This window comes from Companilactobacillus sp. RD055328 (assembly GCF_022835675.1).
Lineage (GTDB): Bacteria > Bacillota > Bacilli > Lactobacillales > Lactobacillaceae > BQUT01.
In genome coordinates, this window is record NZ_BQUT01000001.1 from 192,583 (window position 1) to 211,780 (window position 19,198).

Here is a 19,198-nt window from a genome sequence, read left to right on the forward strand (position 1 = left end):
CTATAATAATTCTTTTAGTTCTTCTGCACTAAAGTTATATTTCTTACCACAGAACTTGCAAACAGTTTCTGCACCATTATTTTGTTCAATTAATTCTTTAATGTCTTTCTTATCAATTGAAGCTAGTGCATCTTTGAATCGTTCTTTACTGCAATCACATTCAAATTTCACTGGCATTTTTTCAAGTATTTTTACATTATCTTCGTTGAATAACTCATAGATAACTTGTTCGGGTGTCTTACCATCACGTAATAATTCAGATACCAATGGCATATCTTTTAATTTCTCTTCTAATTCATCAATTGCTTGTTCACTAGCACCTGGTAGAGTCTGAACTAAGAATCCTCCAGCAACATCTACTGATTCATCAGGTTGAACAAAAACTGACAACCCAATGGCTGAAGGTGTTTGTTCAGATTTTGCCATATAGTAAGTGAAATCTTCAGCAATTTCTCCAGAGACCAATCCAACTTGTCCAGTAAACGGTTCTTTCAATCCCTGGTCTTTAGTAACTGAAAGCATTCCCTTTGTTCCAACAGCTCCTTTAACATCAATCTTACCTTGGTCATTACTGTCTAAACTTACATGAGGTTCTTGTATATAACCTTTCACTGTCCCTTTAGCATTTCCATCAACAATAATAGATCCAGCTGGACCATCTCCTTGTAAACGCACAGTGATTTTGTCTTCACCTTTTAACACCGCACTAGATATTAATAGAGTTCCAATCAAAGTACGTCCTAAAGCTGCAGTAGAAGTTACCCAAGTATCGTGTTTAACATGTGCTTCTTGTACTAACTCAGTAGCATTCACACAGTATACGCGGAAGTTGTCGTCTTTGGTGATGGCTTTTATTAGATAATCATTCATTCTGAATTCCTCTTTATTTATTACGTTTATTAAAATCAAAATGACGGTCAATTCCCGTTTCGGAACTGATCGTCATTTTGTTTTGTCGTTTAGTTATTTAACGACATATGATTAATCCTTATTCTCAGTTTCAGATTTTGGATCCTCTTTTTTATTGTCAGCTTCTGAAGGTGTTTCAACTTTTTTATCAGTTGATACTTCTTCGGCTTGTCTCTTAGCATCTTTAATTTCCATAGCAGCTTTTGCTTCATCAAAAGTTGCAGCAGTCTCACTTGGGAATTCATCCTTAGATTTTTCAGGCATTTCACCTGTGTTGTATAAGCTAAGGATTTCAGCTTCATTAAGAGTTTCATATTTCAACAATGCTTCAGCAATTGCTTTGTGTTGTTCACGATGTGATTCGATAATTTCATTAGCACGTTTGTGTTGAATGTTAATGATATCACGAACTTCATCATCAATTTCTTTAGCTGTTTGTTGAGAATACATAGGTTGTCCGTACTGTTGTTGTCCTTCTCTTTCAAGTTGAACAGTTCCCAGTTTTTCAGACATACCGTATTGAGTAACCATGCTACGAGCAATAGCTGTAGCTTGTTCAAAGTCGTTAGAAGCTCCAGATGATAATGCACCAAAGATGATTTCTTCAGCTGTTCTACCACCTAGAAGTCCAGCAATTTGTTCGTCTAATTCCTTCTTAGTTGCTAAGAAGTTCTCATCCTTAGGAAGCATAATAGCATAACCGCCAGCACGTCCACGAGGAACGATTGTAACTTTTCTAACAACACGAGAATCACTTAATACTAATCCAATTAAAGCATGACCAGCTTCGTGGTAAGCAACAACATTACGTTCTTTCTTACTAATAGCTTTGTCTTTCTTAGCTGGACCAGCGATAACACGATCTGTTGCTTCATCAATATCTAAATTATCGATTTTTTTCTTCTCACGACGAGCTGCTACAAGAGCTGCTTCGTTAAGTAAGTTCTCAAGATCAGCACCAACAAATCCAGGTGTTTGTTGAGCAACAACCTTTAGGTCAACATCTTCAGACAATGGTTTGTTATTTGAGTGCACTTTAAGAATAGCTTCACGTCCTTTAACATCAGGACGCCCTACTAAAACTTTTCTATCGAAACGACCAGCACGAAGTAAGGCCGGATCTAATACATCAGAACGGTTAGTAGCGGCAATGACGATAACACCTTCAGAACCTGTAAATCCGTCCATTTCAACTAGCAATTGGTTAAGGGTTTGTTCACGTTCATCGTTTCCGCCACCCATTCCGTTACCACGTTGACGAGCTACAGCATCAATTTCATCAATAAAGATGATTGATGGTGAGTTCTTCTTAGCAGTTTCAAATAAGTCACGTACACGACTAGCACCAACACCGACAAACATCTCTACGAAATCTGAACCAGAAATCGAGAAGAAAGGTACGCCAGCTTCACCGGCAACGGCCTTAGCTAGTAATGTTTTACCAGTACCAGGAGGTCCTTCTAATAGAACTCCGGCTGGAATTCGAGCTCCTAGTTCTAGATACTTACGCGGATCTTTTAAGAATTCAACAACTTCAACAAGTTCTTGTTTCTCTTCTTCAGCACCAGCAACATCAGAAAAACGAACTTTGTTCTTCTTAGGATCTTGTGGCTTAACTTGTGTCTTACCAAAGTTCATCATGCGACCGGCACCACCGCCGCCACCTTGACCACCGCTTTGTCCCATCATCATGTATAAGAAGAAGAACACAACAATTGTCGGAATTACAAGTAGAGCAATATTTAACCAAGCCCCCGTTTGTGATTCTTCTTGTGCTTTAACATCAACATTATTCTTATTAGCAATGTCATTAATTTGCTTTAATGTAGCATCATTAGTAAGGACGCTAGTCATAAAGTGTGTTGATTCACTGCTTGCACTTTGAGAGCTCGATAAGAATGGAATTGCATTAGTACTCTTTTTCGAGTCTTTTTTATCTTTTTTGGTAGATTTTAATTCACCTTCAATATGATAAGTTCCATTTGATGGTTGAATTGAAAATTCTTTAACTTTATTTTTTTCTAATTTAGAAATAAATTCTGTAGAGTTTAATGTTTTAGTTTGTGACCCACTTTGCCCACCTACGAGCCAGCTTAATCCCAAGATTAAAACAACAAAAACTAAGATATAGAATAGACTGTTATTAACCAGTCGATTTCTGTTGTTCTTCAATGTGGAGCCTCCTAAATATCAATAATTTGATAAAAAGAATATTAACATAACAATGTAAATTTAGCTATGTAATAAACTTTTAATTAATTTTCATATACCTCTGGTTTTAAAACACCAATATATGGTAAGTTACGGTACTTTTCAGCAAAGTCTAACCCATAACCAACCACAAATTCATTAGGTACGGTAGTTCCAACATAGTCACTGTTAATATTTGCAACTCGGTTTTCTTTTTTATCGAGTAAGGTACAAATTTTAACTGATTTTGCTTTTCTTGTTTTAAAAAGTTCAATTAAGTATTTAAGAGTTTGTCCAGTATCAACAATATCTTCTATAAATACAACATCTCGACCAGCTACAGAGACGTCTAAATCTTTTAAGATTTTAACATCCCCTGAAGATTCCATCCCGTCTCCATAACTGGAAACATCCATAAATTCTATTTCAACTGGGCTATCCATTTTTCTAACTAAATCAGTTAAAAATAAAACAGCTCCTTTAAGTACACAGACAAAAATTGGATTCTTGTCCTTATAGTCGTTACTTAATTGTTGTGCAAGTTCTCCATTGATTTGCTCTAATTCTTCAGCACTGATTAAAACGCGTTCAATATCGTCACTTAGTTTCATCGACGTCTCCTCTTATTTGTAGATAAAAACTATACTTTTTATCTTTTTGGTAGTTAGCAATATTATAAATACCATCCACCCATACAATTTTATCATCAAACGTAAGAATTAACGCGTTTTCTTTTTGTTTTTTTGATAATTTTAAATCAATCATTCGTTTCTTTAACTTTTGATGATGATTTTCGCTTAACTCTAACGTATCTCCATTGCGACGATTTCTTATCACAATTTTTTGTGGGATTTTTTCTGCAGTTACTTGGATTGAATTACTGTTTTTTATTTTGTCATTTAAAACCGCAGTTTGGCCATTATCTAGTGTAATTTTTTTGTTCATTGGTAATTCATTATAAAACACACTATCTACTTGTTTAGCTTCAATTGTGAATCGATCATGATTTTTTATGAATAGTAAACCATCATCTAGATATATCTCCATATTTGGCTTTTCAGATTTAATAGCATAACTAATCTGTTTGATTTGTTTGTCATTCAATTTGAATAACTGACGCTTACTCTTATAAATATTCCAAAATAAAATATTTTCAGATATAGGCAATTCTTTCAAACTTCTCAGCGTCCCACTTAATAAATCACTAGAAAAATCATTTAAAAATATTGGATTATAATAACGCTCCAACACTTTATTAGCTGTTTGAAGTTGATTAGTGAAATCCGTGAAATGTGATAAAACCTGCGGATTTTCTTCTTTCATCTGTGGAATCACATGATTACGTAATCGATTACGTAAAGTAAAATCTGTTTTATTCGTTTCATCTTCAAAATAATCTAATTTTTTATCCAAAGCATAATCAATTATTTCAGATTTTGAAAATTCTAACATTGGACGTAACAAGTTAATACCTGAAAAATCACGTTTGGCAGTCATTGCTTGAACTTCTCTGATATTACCACCACGAATCAACTTCATTAGAACAGTTTCAGTCTGGTCGTCAGCATGATGTGCTAAGACTAAGTTCTTAATATCATTTTCTTTCATTACCTGTTGGAAGAATTCATAACGAAACTTACGCGCTGAGTTCTCACTGGTTCCGGACATTTTCTGCTCAGCTTCTTCCCATTTAGTTGTATAAAAAGAAATATTATTTTTAGCACATAGTTCTCTTAAATAATTAACTTCTTGAATGCTTTGATCGCGTAATGAATGATCAATTGATGCCACTGAAAATTCAAAGAAAAATTCTTCTTTGAGTCTTAGAAACATCTCAAATAAGACGATTGAATCAACACCGCCAGAAACACCTAACAAATAATTGTTACCAGAAATTGTGTCGCTTAACTCAGCCACATTCTGCTTGAATTCACTAAATAAATTTCTCATGTCTACTCCAATAAAAAAGACGGATTTGAGTCCGTCTTTACGGCATCAATGCCTAATTCCCATTTGTTATGTCATCACTACCAGGCAAAGCGTACACTTGCTCGCCTTCTTTTGAGTAGTAGTACTTTGAACGAATTACTTTTTCAATATAATCTTGATCTTGTAATTGTTTAGCTTTTAATTTCAACTCTTTATTTGTACTTTTTTCTTTTTTTAGTTTTTGTTGACTAGTAACAATAGATTTCTGAGTCTGTGCATCAGAGATCTTTGAGCGAATAATTTGGAATCCAAAAAATAAGATAACCAAAACTAGTGCCGAAATAATCGCAATTAAACGACGACGATGGATTATATCTTCATGCGACAATTCAGCATGTTGCTTTTTATCCATACGTCGCTTAAAAGTTATGATGTTCTTGTTATCATCATTATTCATAACTAGCCTTCACTCCCCCACAAGAATTAGTGCAATATTCAATGTATATATTATTACTATTAAAATATCTTCTGCACTTTAGTATAGCAAGTGCAGATTATCTAGCAAACCTTTTATTGGAATCTTAATAATTATATTTGCCGATACATCAACTCTGCATCGGTTTTTTTAGTTGTATCTTGAACATTTAATATCTCAAAATTACTATCTTTATCGGCAAAATGAATTGTTACTTGATCACCAATCTTAATATCAGTAGAACTCTTAGCCACTCTGCCATTAACTTCTATTCGGCCTTTATCGGCAACTTCCTTAGCAACACTTCGGCGTTTGATAATACGGCTAACCTTTAAAAATTTATCTAATCTCATTTTATTATCCTCTTAATGACTGGTAAGTCAGCCAAATCTTCTTTTGAAAAAATTTTCAATTTATAAACAGACAGACTATAAACTACCACTCCCACGATTATTGAAACAAAAGTGACAATAATACTATCTAGTCTGGTCTCTTCTAACCATAAATAACAGATATTTGTTGTTATCCAAACTGCTAATCCCATTATTATTAATGCCACAAAGGTCTTAATAAGAAAACCGTTTTGTACTAAAACGTCACGAATACTTTGATCACTAATGAGTAGTAAAACAAATAATAAACAAATCAAACTTAAGTTCGTTGAAATACTTGCTCCCATTAATCCCATATTTTGAATCAACAACTTATTAAATATTGTTTTTAAGACTAACGATAATACTATAAATAAAAGAATTGTTTTATGATGCAGTGAATCATTTAAGGTTACCAAAATATTTATTAATGAATATAACGCAATCGATATTAGAAACACTCCAATTACATCACTACTCTTACCATCTTTGAAGAACATTATATTAATTGGTTTGATCAATAAGATAAGTCCAACTGTTTCAGCTAGTGAGAGTCCAATACAAAAATGAAGAACTCTGGTAATTGTTGTTTGATCATTATTTGATTCTTTAGCAGGAACCAGTACCGCCAAGAAAGAAATCACTATTACAATCCCCAACTGTGCTAACGGTTGAGCTCGATCAAATATTCCTTTTTGAATACCGGCATCCATAACTGTGAAACCATTCTTAATTAATTCAGGAACAATTGTTAATGAATCAATCATCTGAAAGAACACTAATATCCCTGTAACTAGAATTATTCCTAAACCTTCAACCGCGATTTTTTTAGATAACTTCTTATTAAATGTTGGCTTCAAGCTTAATTGAAGTCCATGTTTCTTTCTATTATTTATTAGTGCAAACATTAAGTATCCACTAGCAACTATAGCAGCAATAACTGAAGCAAAATTGGCATACGAACCCATTTCATAAACACCAAATATATTATGTCTAAATAAGTTAGCTACAATTAATATTAATGTTACTCGTACAACTTGTTCTATAACTTGAGAAATGGCACTAACTCTTACATCTAGTTTGCTCTGATAAAGCCCTCTAATGACTGCTTCAATCGGCATCAATAAATAAATAAGAGATGTTAGCTGTAATTCCTCTTGGATATTAACATCACCCATCATTTTTGCTAAAGAATTCGCACTGAGTTGAATAACCACAACCAGAGTTATAGCGACGTATGTTAGCAACCAAAAGACATCCCTAAAATTACTTCTTAACTCTTCGTTCGAATTGCCAGAAAAAAATTTAGAAATCAATAAAGGTAATCCAGTTAGTGATAAGACTCCAAAAATTCCGTAGATAGAATATATTTGTTGGTAAACATAGTATCCATGATCACCAACCATATTTTGCAAGGGAACGCGGTAAACAGCACTTAATATTTTTGAAAAAACAGCAGCAAATGCCATTATCCAAGTTCCTTGTAAGAGCTTCGTGTTCACTTGCTTATCCATTACTAATTCCCCTCTGTTGTTGCAACAACTTCATTTAATCCTTTAGCAAAACTTTCTAATTCATCTAGTATCTGATTATCTTTATAATCGTCGATACTTTTGAAAGTCAAAACAAACTTATTATCGTTTTGATTAACTGTAGCTTTTAATTTGGTAAATGACAACGCCTTAAATATATCTTCTCCACTAAGTTTGTTAGAAACCTCTTGTGAAAGATTCAAGACTAACTGTCCATTTTTCCTAATTAATGATTCTGTTTGTCCTTTATCTAAGAAAGTCTTGATGTAACTTATGCGGATTAAGGCTTCTGTTTGTTCTGGAATAGTTCCAAAACGATCGATTAGTTCTGATCTAACCTCTTCTACACTTTGTTTCGAGTCAACTTGTTTAATTCGCTTATACATCTCAATTTTCTGACGATCATCAGTAATATATTCAGTTGGAATATATGCTTCAATTTTCAAATTCAATTCAGAATCAGTAACTGCTTTTTCTTTAATTCCACGTTTTTGATTAACGGCAAGCGTCAACATTTGCATATACATATCATAACCGACCGAATCGATAAATCCATGCTGTTGCTTCCCTAACAGATTACCGGCTCCACGTATGGATAAATCACGCATTGCAATTTTGAATCCTGAACCTAACTCCGTGAAGTTCTTAATTGCCTCTAAGCGATTCTCACTAACTTCAGTTAATACTTTATTAGGCCGATACATGAAGTATGCATATGCCACTCGACTTGAACGACCTACACGTCCACGTAGTTGATACAGTTGTGATAATCCATAACGATCGGCATCTTCAATAATTAAAGTATTGGCATTAGGCATATCAACGCCAGTCTCAATTATAGTTGTAGTTACTAAAACATCATACTCACCTTGTAAGAAGTCATATATGACGCCTTCTAATTGTGACTCTGTCATTTGACCATGCGCATATGCTACTCGAGCGTCTGGAACTAGTAACTCAATTTGTGAAACAGTTCGTTCAATATCTTCCACTCTATTATGAAGATAAAATACTTGACCGTTACGTTCCAATTCACGATTGATTGCACTTCTTATAGCATCAGCATCTTGTTCCATTACATATGTTTGGATTGGATATCGATTGCTTGGTGCGGTTTCAATAATTGACAGATCTCGCACGCCTAACATCGACATATTCAATGTTCTTGGGATTGGTGTTGCTGTTAAAGTTAGTACATCTATTTTTGATTTTAATTGTTTAAGACGTTCTTTATGCTTAACTCCAAAACGTTGTTCTTCATCAACAATTAATAGCCCTAAATCAGAGAACTCTATATCTTTAGACAAAACACGATGTGTTCCTACAACAATATCAATTGTTCCAGCCTTAAGTCCTTTAATTGTTTCTTTAACTTGTTTTGCAGTTTGAAAACGTGACATCAACGCAACATTTACTGGAAAGTTTGCAAAACGTTCTTGCATTGTTTCGTAATGCTGTTGAGCCAAAATTGTTGTTGGTACTAAAAACGCTACTTGTTTTTGATTCTCTACTGCCTTAAATGCAGCTCTTAATGCGACCTCCGTCTTACCAAAACCAACATCTCCGACCAATAATCTATCCATTGGACGTTTTTGTTCCATGTCATGTTTAATTTCATTAGTACTTCGAATCTGATCTGGTGTTTCTGGATAAGCAAAGCTATCTTCAAAATCAGTTTGCATCGCATCATCTTTATCAAAAGCAAAGCCTTCTTCAGCTTCACGTTTGGCGTACAATTCAATCAAATCATCTGCGATATCTTCAATACTTGATTGAACTTTAGTTTTAGTTTTTTGCCATTCAGTACCACCAAGTTTATTAACCCTTGGCGTCTTACCTTCAGAAGCAACGTATTTTTGAATTAAATTCAATTGGGTAACAGGAATGAATATTGTCCCATTATCACGATATTCAACCGTCATGTAATCTTGGTGTTTACCATCAACTTCCATCGTTTGAATACCTGTAAACTTACCAATACCATGATTAACATGAACAACATAGTCTCCTGGTTTGAGGTCATTATAGTTCTTCAAACGCTCGGCATTATTTAATGTCGGACGACGATGTTTTTTGGTAACTTTATTAAATAGTTCAGTTTCTGTAATAACTACTAGCTTCTCATCATTAAACTCAAATCCATTGGCTAAACTAGTATTAATTATTTGAACTTTTCCAGCTTGAATATCGCCATCAGTATTATTAATGGCGTTAATTTCAAAGTCATTTAAGGTGTTTTCAATATTCTCCACTCTATGTTTGTTGGCAATTAAAAATAGCACCGTTTTGTCATCTTTTTTCCAACGGTCAACCTCAGATTTTATCAGTGGCATTTGGCTGAAAAACTTCGGAATACTACGTACATGGACGTTTTCAACTTGATGAAGTTTCATTCGTCCCATACCTTTTTGTAACATGGACAAATAAATCTGCTCATTATGATTTGTCTTGATTACATCTAATAAACGTTGACGAATGCTCTGATTAGGCAGTATTTTACCCAATTCCATTTGGCCTGTTAGCCATGCGTTTTCATCACTTAAATTATCATTAGCTTGATCAATTAGGCGATTATAATCATCAAAAATTATTACATCTTCGTCATCTAAGTAGTCAACTAATGAGTGCTTGTCTTCATACAAGTAATCAATAAAAGCACCTAAATTATCCGGTAGAATATTTTGTTCTAGTTTCTCAATCACCGGTTTAATATTAGTTTCATATTTTTCAATCAGTTCATTGTCTGCATATTTAGCAGTCAACTTAGTTAAGTCGGCATTAATATTTTGAGCAATTATATTAGTATCTGATAATTCCACAATACGGTCCGTAGCCGGAATTACTTCAGCTTCAGCTAATTCTGCAATTTTTAATTGAGTTGTTTCATCAAAAGTTCGAATGCTATCAACTTCATCACCAAAAAATTCAATTCGCAATGGGTTATCGAGATTCAATGGATATACATCCAAAATATCCCCACGAATTGCGAAATCAGCTGGCTTACCTACAATACTCTCACGATGATATCCCATAGATATTAACGTGTCGTTTAATTTTGTTAAGTCGTATTCACTGCCTGTTTGAAACTGTAATTTGTGATTAGAAAACATTTCCCTATCACTAATTACGTATTCTAATCCCGCAACTGAAGTCACCAAAATACCACTCTTATCAGAGCTCAAGAAGTTCATACTATCAAGTCTTTGTGCCAAAGAATCAGGGGAACTAATCGCCATTTCAGTAGAAATAGCTTCTTCTACTGGGAAGATATGTGTTAATGAATCATCTATAATTCTATTCAAGTCATCAAAAGTTTGATTAGCATGAAAATTAGTGTTTTCAACTATCAATAACTTGTTTTTCTTCTTTAATAACCCAGCGAAAAAAAGCGTATTTGCGGATCCTGATAACCCGGTCAATAAGCTTTTTGTATCATATTCGGTTTTTTCAACAAACTTTTGAATCTGTTTGTTCTGAAAAAAAGTATCGATTAAGTTCAAGGAAATCCCTCTTTTATCTAATTATATTGATTCATAATTTTTTCGAAATTATCATTCTTAATCCAATCAATAATAGCATTAGTAGCTTTGTCCACTCCAGCCATAGCCACTGGTTCATCATCTTTACTAAATGGAGTTAAAACCCAATCGACGACGCTCTTCTTATCGGGATGTTGAATCCCTATTTTAACTCGCTTGAATTCTTTATTGCCACCAAGTGCATTAATAATACTCTTAATTCCGTTATGCCCTCCGGCTGAACCTTTTTGTCGTAATCTTAACTTACCTATCGGCATATCCATATCGTCTTGCACAACTAATAATTCGTCAGCTTGTATTTGAAAATATCCCATTAATTGTCCAACTGCTCTTCCTGAATCATTCATATAAGTTAGAGGTTTAACAAGAAAAATATCCTCACCTTCGTATTTAAATCGACAATACTTAGCATCAAAATCATTTTTGTTAAGAGTTTCGTTGAATTCTTCTAATAATTCGTCAATTACTAAGAATCCCATATTATGTTTTGTTCTATCATATTTTTTCCCCGGATTACCGAGACCAACAATTATTTTCATATTTATCACCTTTTTCAATAGTAAATATTATATCACGGAGTCATGTAAATTACCTTTTTTCGCTTTTTTTATTACTTATAAAACAGTATAATAAAAGATGTTTAAAATATTAGGAGGCCTATTTATGACTGCTACAAACTCAAAGAATCATCAAAAAGTCATTCTTGTAGGTGATGGAGCTGTTGGTTCATCATTTGCTTATGCTATGACATTGCAAGGTATCGCTCAAGAAATCGTTATTGTTGATATCGCTAAAGAAAGAACTGTTGGTGATGCACTTGATTTATCAGATGCTATCCCTTATTCATTCCCTAAGAATATTAGAAGTGGTGAATATTCTGACGCTAAAGATGCTGATATCGTTGTTATCACTGCTGGTGCTCCACAAAAACCAGGTGAAACAAGATTAGATCTTGTAAACAAAAACCTTAACATCTTAAAATCAATTGTTAATCCAGTTGTTGAATCAGGATTCAATGGTATCTTCTTGGTTGCTGCTAACCCAGTTGATATCTTGACATACGCTACATACAAACTTTCAGGATTCCCTAAAGAACGTGTTATTGGTTCAGGAACTTCACTAGACTCAAACCGTCTACGTAAATTCGTTGCTGAAGAAATCAATATAGATCCTCGTTCAGTTCACGGTTATATCTTAGGTGAACACGGTGATTCAGAATTCGCTGCTTTCTCACACCTTACAATTGGTGGACTAACAATTCGCGAATGGATGCAAGCTAACCCAGGTTCATTCACTGAAGAAAAACTTGCTGAAATCGAAAAACGTACTGTTAACGCTGCTTACGAAATCATTAGTGGTAAAGGTGCTACATTCTACGGTGTTGGTACAGCTCTTGCTCGTATCACTAAAGCACTTCTTAACAATGAAGACACAATTCTTCCTCTTTCAGTTCTTATGGAAGGTCAATATGGATTGAATGATGTTTACGTTGGTACACCTGCTATTGTTAACAAAGACGGTCTACGTCAAGTTATCGAAGTTCCATTGGATGATGCTGAAAAAGCTAAAATGGCAGCTTCAGGTGCAGCTCTTGAAAAAGTTATCGAAGACGGATTCAAAGCTACTGACATTAAGAGATAATTATTAATAATTGAAACAATATTGAAGGGCTCCAGAAAAGTTAGACATTAAAACCTAACTTATTGGAGCCCTTTTTATGTCTAAATATACTAGTGGCAGCGTAACTAGTATTTGCTTACTACTAGAGAAAACCGATAAAATAATACCAAGTAATAATACTGTTATAGAAAAAATTGCTGCAAACTTTACAAAACTTATTTTCTTTGCTTTCATAGTGTCCTCCTTGTATTATAGAAATTGTAATATCGTCTAATTACACTTTAGATATAGCATCGAGGTGAAATTTATGAAAGGGACTTCTGATGTTTCCATAATTTTATTGTTAACCGCTTTTGCTTTAATAGTATCTTTGTATTTTAAATTTCCAATAATTGGTTATTCAATAGCCTTAATATCGTTTATTACTTGTTTAATATTATTGTTCATTAGGCGTAGTTAGTTGAATATTTTTTAAAAACCATTTAAGACAATATTGAAGGGCTCCAGAAAAGTTAGACATTAAAACCTAACTTATTGGAGCCCTTTTTATGACTACATATACTATTGATACAGAATTAAAAATAATCGCACTGTGTTTTAAGCAAAATAAGTCTATAAAATCATCCGCGAGCGGTTGAATATATTGAAATATATGTATAACTTTTTTAGAACCTACCATAAAATTTGTGAGTGCTTTTTTTGTTAGTTTTTTTCTAATTAATAAATCGACATAAATAGCCTTTATGTGCTAACATTACTAAGCTAGATTAAATTATTTTAATATTCGAGGTGAGTCGTATGCTCTTAGAAACTTTAATAATGAAGAAAGAAAAATTAACAACCGTCAAAGCAAGTGTAACGCTCGAACAAGCTCTGGCAATCCTTGAGGAATCAGGTTATCGTTGTATTCCAGTACTTGATGAGACTGGACAAATATTCCGTGGCAACATCTATAAAATGCATATTTACCGTCACAAATCTAACAACGGTGATATGACTTTACCAGTTACTTCATTATTAAAAAATGCGACTAAGACTATTCAAATGGACTCACCTTTCTTTAAAGTATTTTTCAATATTAAAGATTTGCCATACATTGCCGTTCTAGACGAAAAAAATATTTTCTATGGAATTCTTACACATTCTAAACTTCTAGATATGTTATCTGATGCATGGAATATTAATTTAAGTAATTATGTTCTAACTGTGACTTCCACTGGAAAACAAGGCGACTTAGCTTCGATGTCAAAAATCATTGCTAAGTATGTTTCAATCGGTGGTTGCATGACACTAGATGCTAGAGAAGAAGTAGGTGTTCGCAGAACTCTTTTCACCTTACCTTTAGATACTACAGAAGAAACACTAAATAAAATCACAAAAAGATTAACCAGAAAAGGATTTCAGGTTACTGAAATCGATAACCTACAAACAGGTACCGTTATAAGTTATGAGGACAAATAAAAAAAGAAGTTAGCATTAAATGCCAGCTTCTTTTTTATTTATTATTCTATTTTTAAGATCATCACGAACACTTCTGAAGACATCTAGTACTTCTTCTTCAGTTCCTTTTGCTTGTGCAGGATCTGGTAAATCCCAATGTTCATGAATTGCTTGATTAGCAATCATCGGACATCTATCTTTAGCATCACCACATAATGTGATAATTAAATCAGCATCTGCAAAGTAATCATTATCGATCAATGTTGATTCTTGCATAGAAATATCTATATTGTCCTCACCCATAACTTGAACGGCTTTTGGATTCAATCCGTGCATTTCTACACCAGCACTTCTAATTTCAACATCTTCATCTTTCCAGATATCTTTAGCATATCCTTCCGCCATTTGGCTACGACAAGAATTTCCCGTACATAAAAAATAAACTTTTTTCATAATTAGCCCCTTAATATATTCTCGGTAATCTTTCTGACAATGAACATACTATCTCATAATTGATTGTATCCGCATATTCTGCTGCTTCTTGTATAGTTATTTTATTCCCAAATTCATCTTTACCTAATATTGTTACCTTGGTACCAGCTTTATATTTCTCAGGCAAGCGTACCATAAATTGGTCCATACATATTCGGCCAACAATTGGACAGCGTTGACCGTTTATAAGAACTTCAAATCCTGACATTCTTCTTAACCAGCCATCAGCATATCCTATCGGAATTGTTCCAATCCACTGATTTTCTTCAGCTGTATATGTTGCTCCATAACCAATTTTAGTTCCAGGCTTAACTTCTTTTACAAAAACTAACTCACTATATAAATTAAAAGCTGGTTTCAATTTATAAGGTAATTCAATACTTGTTCCTGATGGATTCATGCCATACATGGCAATCCCTAAACGTACCATATTAAAATCACTTTGTTCACGCCACAAAGCTGTAGCTGAATTAGCAACGTGTTTGTATTTAAATTCTATTTCCAAATCATCTGTCAATTTATGAAAAATTGTCAACTGCTGTTGAAAATATGTGTCATCTGGATCATCAGCCGTGGCAAAATGAGTAAAGATTCCCTCAGGATTGATTCGCTTATCAGCTTTAATCATAGTTATTGCTTCTTCAATCATCTCACGGTTTGTATAACCTATACGACTCATTCCTGAATCAATACCGAGATGTATGTTAATTTTATCAAAATCTTGTTTTTTTACTTCTGAAATCCAGTCATTGTCTGCAACAGTTAGCGAAATATTCTTTTCAGAAGCTAAACTAACATCTGTAGCTTCTGTTACACCTAATACCAAGATAGGTGCATTAATTTTTGCATCACGAATTTCTAGCGCTTCATCTAAAGTAGCTACGCAGAGTCCTGTTGCTCCTGATTCAAGTGCAGTTTTACTTACTTCTACAATACCATGGCTATATGCATTAGCTTTTACCACCGCAAAAATCTCTTCACCATTATTTAGGTGATTCAAAACTTGTTTTATATTACTAGCGATATTATTTAAATCAACTTCAATGTATGCCGGTCTATGAATTGAAGGTATCATTTTATTTCACTTCCTCAATAATTATCTCCGTCATCACAACTTCATCAGTATGCGAAATAGAAATATGAACTTTGTCTTTTGTGAGTTTTGTATAAGCAGAAGGTTTTCCCTTGTCATCATCAAGAATAGTTATGTCATGAAAACTAACATCTTTCCCAATTCCTGTTCCCATAGCTTTAGAAAAAGATTCCTTAGCAGAGAACCGGGCAGCTAGATACTCATCTTGACGTTTTTCACTGAAATTAATATATTCGGTAATTTCTGGTTCCGTTAATATCTTGCTAACAAAAGTATCATGTTCTAGCTTTGCTGTTCTAATTCTTGTAATATCTGTAATATCAATTCCAATTCCCTTTATCATCAAACTCACCTCACAAAAGTGTACTTGCTTGAATACATATTTTAACATACGAGTTACTAGAAGAAATGTCAGAAGCAACTCACACTAAAAAAGCATTCAGATAATAAATATCTGAATGCTTTTTTAATAAATTATTATTTATTGTTTGTTCTAATAGTGAAATTACGACCGTTTTTCTTGCTGTCGTTACGTTTGTTACTATTACCGCCATTGCTACGACGATTTGAATCATTTGAACGACCTGATGATTTTGAATCTTTGTTGCGACGATCGCGTGAGTATCCACCACGACCATTGCCATTACCGCGTCCACTACTATTACGACGGTTACCTTTGTAACCACCTGAATGGCCACCGCCACGTCGATTACTGCTTCGTTTTCTTGAAGGTAATGGACGTTCAGGTGTGATTTTAACTGGAATGTTTGATGAATCTTTACTGATTGCTTTAATGTAAGCTTCTACTAATTGTTGTGGAGTATATTGTTCCAACAATTCATTAGCAAAGTCAGCATATTTATCTAAATCACCATTTTTGATTGTTTCCGCAATATCTTCACGAGCAACCTTAAATTGTCCGACAAGTGCTTCTTCATCAGTTGGTGGGTTCAATGGATCCATACGTACTTTAGTTAGTTGTTCAATTGTCTTCAAGTAGTCCATTTCGTTAGGTGTGATGAATGTAACAGCCACACCTGACTTACCAGCACGTCCAGTTCTACCGATACGGTGAACATAGCTATCTGGATCTTGTGGAATATCGTAGTTGTAAACATGAGTAACGCCGGAAATATCTAATCCACGAGCAGCAACATCAGTTGCTATTAGGAATTCAAGCTTTCCTTCTTTGAATTGGCGTAAAACAGCCATACGTTTTTGTTGTGTTAAATCACCATGTAGACCTTCAGCTCTATATCCACGAGCTTGCAATCCACGAGTTAATTCATCAACACGACGTTTTGTACGTCCAAATACCAATGACAATTCTGGTGCTTGTACGTCAAAGATACGTGTCATGATATCGAATTTTTCGAAATCTTTAGCCTTAACATAATATTGTTTAATATTCTTAGCTGTTAATTCTTTTGACTTAACTTGTACAAGTTTTGGATCAGTCATGAATCGCTTAGTAATATTTAGGATTGGTTTAGGCATTGTTGCTGAGAACAATAGTGTTTGATGTTTGTTAGGAACTGTTTCTAGAATGCTTTGGATATCTTCAATGAATCCCATATCTAACATTTCGTCAGCTTCATCTAGAACAATTGTATTAACATTTTCAAGACGTACAGTTTTACGATTGATGTGATCTAGTAAACGTCCTGGTGTCCCTACTAAGATTTGAGGGTGGTTCTTCAAGTTGTTAATTTGACGACGGATATCAGCACCACCGTAAACAGCTTGTACCTTAACACGCTTAGCTTTACCTAACTTGTAAAGTTCTTCTTGTGTTTGAATAGCCAATTCACGAGTTGGTGAAATGATTAATGTTTGAATCTTGTTACTTGTAGTATCCGCTCTATCTAACGTTGGAAGTCCAAAAGCAGCAGTTTTACCTGTACCTGTTTGGGCTTGACCAATCACGTCACTTCCTTCGATTACTAAAGGAATTGTTTCGGATTGGATTGGTGTAGCTTCTTCAAACCCAGCTTCTTGAATTCCTTTTAAAATTTCAGGGCTTAAATCTAGCTCATTAAATTTCAAATGTTTTCCTCCTGGAGATTTTTATTTTATTTTTTGTATAGTTACTATTTTCATTTTGCTTTCTGAAAACGCACTAAATAATAGTACCACTCAAGACCCGTAATAACAAGCACAATGCTACATTTCAATTTGTTCTAATACTTGATTTAGATGAATTCCATTACTTGCTTTCAACATAATAAGATCTGCCGGTTGTAAATCAACTTTGATACTCATTGATAACTCTTCTAATTGTGATTTTTCAAAATATTTAATTTGGCTTTGTTCATATTTTTCAGCTAATTTTTGCTTTAAGTATTTCATATCAGAACCGATTAAATAAACTTCTTGAAAATCTTGTGGGTTCAAATATTGGGCAATAGATTCGTGCAATACTTGTGACTGATCACCAAGTTCTAACATGTCACCAAGTACGACAATTCGGCGTCCATTGCATTCTATTTTTTTCAAATTTTCCAATACATCAATAACAGCAGTTGGATTTGAATTATAAACGTCACTTAAGATATCAGCACCATTGAATGCTTTTTTCCATTCTGTTCGATTCTTAGTTGGGACAAATTTTTGTAATTGGTCTACAATTTCAATGACAGGGATATTCATAACTTTACCCACACCAATTGCTGCCATAGCATTATTCACATTGTAATCACCCATCAATGGCAAAACGAAGTCAGTATCAGGATAGATATTAAGTTTGAAGTCTGTGCTACTTTTTTTACTATTTTGCTCTAAAGGACAGATATCATTATCTTCATTAAAACCAAAAGTTACTTTAGCTTGTTGTACTGATTCTGCTTTTTGACGCAACAAAGGATCATCTCCATTGTAAATAAAGATTCCATCTTCACGTAAGAAATCAACAATTTCCATCTTAGCATCAGCAATCTTGTCACGTGTACCAAAGAATTCGATATGTGCTTCACCAATCATAGTAATAACTGCAATATCAGGTTGAACTATTTCACTTAGTTTATGAATTTGTCCCGGACGATCCATCCCTAATTCGACAACTAAGACTTCAGTACTTGTTTCCATATTAAGAACAGTTACCGGTACACCTATTTCATTATTGAAATTAGCGTATGTGTAGACGACATTTGATTCTGACTTCAATATCGAAGCTATCATATCTTTAGTTGTAGTTTTCCCATTACTTCCTGTAACAGCGACAACTTTGGGATTGACTTTGTTTAAATAATATTTAGATAAGTCTTGTAGAGCAGTTAAAACATCATCAACCAAGATTAAGGGAATAGTAACCCCTTCTGGTATTTCATGATCTTTTTGCCACAAACTAGCTGTTGCTCCTAAGCTTTGGGCCTTATCAATAAATTCATGTCCATCACGGTCACCATTTAAAGGAATAAATAATGATCCTTCAATGGCTTTGCGACTATCAAAACAAGCATTCGTAACTATTGCATCATCATTTTTTATTTCTTGATCGAGATGCAAAGCACTCACTAACTCATTAACTGTTAACTTCATAAATTGTACTCCTAGTGTTGTTGTACTATACTTATTGAATTATATAACATTATACTTTCAATCGTTATTCA

17 protein-coding genes are annotated in these 19,198 nt (G+C 33.9%); 2 read left to right on the top strand and 15 right to left on the bottom strand.

What is annotated here, in order from left to right; translation table 11 throughout:
* The 9 genes from hslO to pth all read right to left on the bottom strand — a co-directional run bounded on the left by hslO (position 1) and on the right by pth (position 11,484).
* Positions 1-870: an Hsp33 family molecular chaperone HslO gene (gene hslO, locus RD055328_RS01060; protein ID WP_244086975.1), complete on the bottom strand. Its 870-nt coding sequence runs from the start codon at positions 868-870 to the stop codon at positions 1-3.
* A gap of 111 nt (positions 871-981) precedes the next feature.
* Positions 982-3,081: an ATP-dependent zinc metalloprotease FtsH gene (gene ftsH, locus RD055328_RS01065; protein WP_244086976.1), complete on the bottom strand. Its 2,100-nt coding sequence runs from the start codon at positions 3,079-3,081 to the stop codon at positions 982-984.
* Between the two features lie 83 nt (positions 3,082-3,164).
* On the bottom strand, positions 3,165-3,710 hold the full coding sequence (hpt, locus tag RD055328_RS01070) for a hypoxanthine phosphoribosyltransferase (RefSeq protein ID WP_244086977.1): 546 nt from the start codon (positions 3,708-3,710) through the stop codon (positions 3,165-3,167).
* The gene (gene tilS, locus RD055328_RS01075) at positions 3,697-5,049 is read right to left on the bottom strand and encodes a tRNA lysidine(34) synthetase TilS (protein ID WP_244086978.1); all 1,353 of its coding nucleotides are present in this window, start codon (positions 5,047-5,049) and stop codon (positions 3,697-3,699) included. The genes hpt and tilS overlap by 14 nt, the downstream gene beginning before the upstream one ends.
* Before the next feature lie 52 nt (positions 5,050-5,101).
* Positions 5,102-5,485, bottom strand: coding sequence for a septum formation initiator family protein (locus RD055328_RS01080; protein ID WP_244086979.1), 384 nt, complete (start codon positions 5,483-5,485; stop codon positions 5,102-5,104).
* A gap of 131 nt (positions 5,486-5,616) precedes the next feature.
* Positions 5,617-5,856 carry an RNA-binding S4 domain-containing protein gene (locus RD055328_RS01085; protein WP_244086980.1) on the bottom strand — a complete coding sequence of 80 codons (240 nt, stop codon included), beginning with the start codon at positions 5,854-5,856 and terminating at the stop codon, positions 5,617-5,619.
* Positions 5,853-7,388: an oligosaccharide flippase family protein gene (locus tag RD055328_RS01090; RefSeq protein WP_244086981.1), complete on the bottom strand. Its 1,536-nt coding sequence runs from the start codon at positions 7,386-7,388 to the stop codon at positions 5,853-5,855. Before RD055328_RS01090 ends, RD055328_RS01085 begins: the two co-directional genes overlap by 4 nt.
* Positions 7,389-7,390: 2 nt before the next feature.
* Complete coding sequence (gene mfd, locus RD055328_RS01095; protein WP_244086982.1) at positions 7,391-10,906, bottom strand: transcription-repair coupling factor; 3,516 nt, start codon at positions 10,904-10,906, stop codon at positions 7,391-7,393.
* A gap of 17 nt (positions 10,907-10,923) precedes the next feature.
* Positions 10,924-11,484, bottom strand: coding sequence for an aminoacyl-tRNA hydrolase (pth, locus tag RD055328_RS01100; RefSeq protein WP_244086983.1), 561 nt, complete (start codon positions 11,482-11,484; stop codon positions 10,924-10,926).
* A 124-nt stretch (positions 11,485-11,608) separates the two neighbouring features.
* Between pth and RD055328_RS01105 the strand changes: the two genes are divergently transcribed.
* Positions 11,609-12,586 carry an L-lactate dehydrogenase gene (locus RD055328_RS01105; RefSeq protein ID WP_244086984.1) on the top strand — a complete coding sequence of 326 codons (978 nt, stop codon included), beginning with the start codon at positions 11,609-11,611 and terminating at the stop codon, positions 12,584-12,586.
* A 54-nt stretch (positions 12,587-12,640) separates the two neighbouring features.
* Here the strand turns inward: RD055328_RS01105 and RD055328_RS01110 are convergent, their stop codons facing one another.
* The gene (locus RD055328_RS01110; protein ID WP_244086985.1) at positions 12,641-12,799 is read right to left on the bottom strand and encodes a hypothetical protein; all 159 of its coding nucleotides are present in this window, start codon (positions 12,797-12,799) and stop codon (positions 12,641-12,643) included.
* 564 nt (positions 12,800-13,363) lie between these two features.
* On the opposite strand from RD055328_RS01110, the gene cbpA reads away from it, so the two are divergent.
* Positions 13,364-14,026 (top strand): cyclic di-AMP binding protein CbpA, encoded by a 663-nt coding sequence (gene cbpA / locus RD055328_RS01115; protein WP_244086986.1) that lies wholly within the window; start codon positions 13,364-13,366, stop codon positions 14,024-14,026.
* 15 nt (positions 14,027-14,041) lie between these two features.
* Here cbpA and arsC read toward each other — a convergent pair whose 3' ends face one another.
* The 5 genes from arsC to murF all read right to left on the bottom strand — a co-directional run bounded on the left by arsC (position 14,042) and on the right by murF (position 19,127).
* Entirely contained in the window at positions 14,042-14,458 is a 417-nt protein-coding gene (arsC, locus tag RD055328_RS01120; RefSeq protein ID WP_244086987.1) for an arsenate reductase (thioredoxin), read from the bottom strand.
* Positions 14,459-14,468: 10 nt separating this feature from the next.
* Positions 14,469-15,572 carry an alanine racemase gene (alr, locus tag RD055328_RS01125; RefSeq protein WP_244086988.1) on the bottom strand — a complete coding sequence of 368 codons (1,104 nt, stop codon included), beginning with the start codon at positions 15,570-15,572 and terminating at the stop codon, positions 14,469-14,471.
* Position 15,573: 1 nt separating this feature from the next.
* Positions 15,574-15,933, bottom strand: a complete 360-nt coding sequence (acpS, locus tag RD055328_RS01130; RefSeq protein ID WP_244086989.1) for a holo-ACP synthase — start codon at positions 15,931-15,933, stop codon at positions 15,574-15,576.
* 134 nt (positions 15,934-16,067) lie between these two features.
* On the bottom strand, positions 16,068-17,636 hold the full coding sequence (locus RD055328_RS01135; protein WP_244086990.1) for a DEAD/DEAH box helicase: 1,569 nt from the start codon (positions 17,634-17,636) through the stop codon (positions 16,068-16,070).
* A 117-nt stretch (positions 17,637-17,753) separates the two neighbouring features.
* Complete coding sequence (gene murF, locus RD055328_RS01140; protein ID WP_244086991.1) at positions 17,754-19,127, bottom strand: UDP-N-acetylmuramoyl-tripeptide--D-alanyl-D-alanine ligase; 1,374 nt, start codon at positions 19,125-19,127, stop codon at positions 17,754-17,756.
* Positions 19,128-19,198 lie beyond the last annotated feature (71 nt).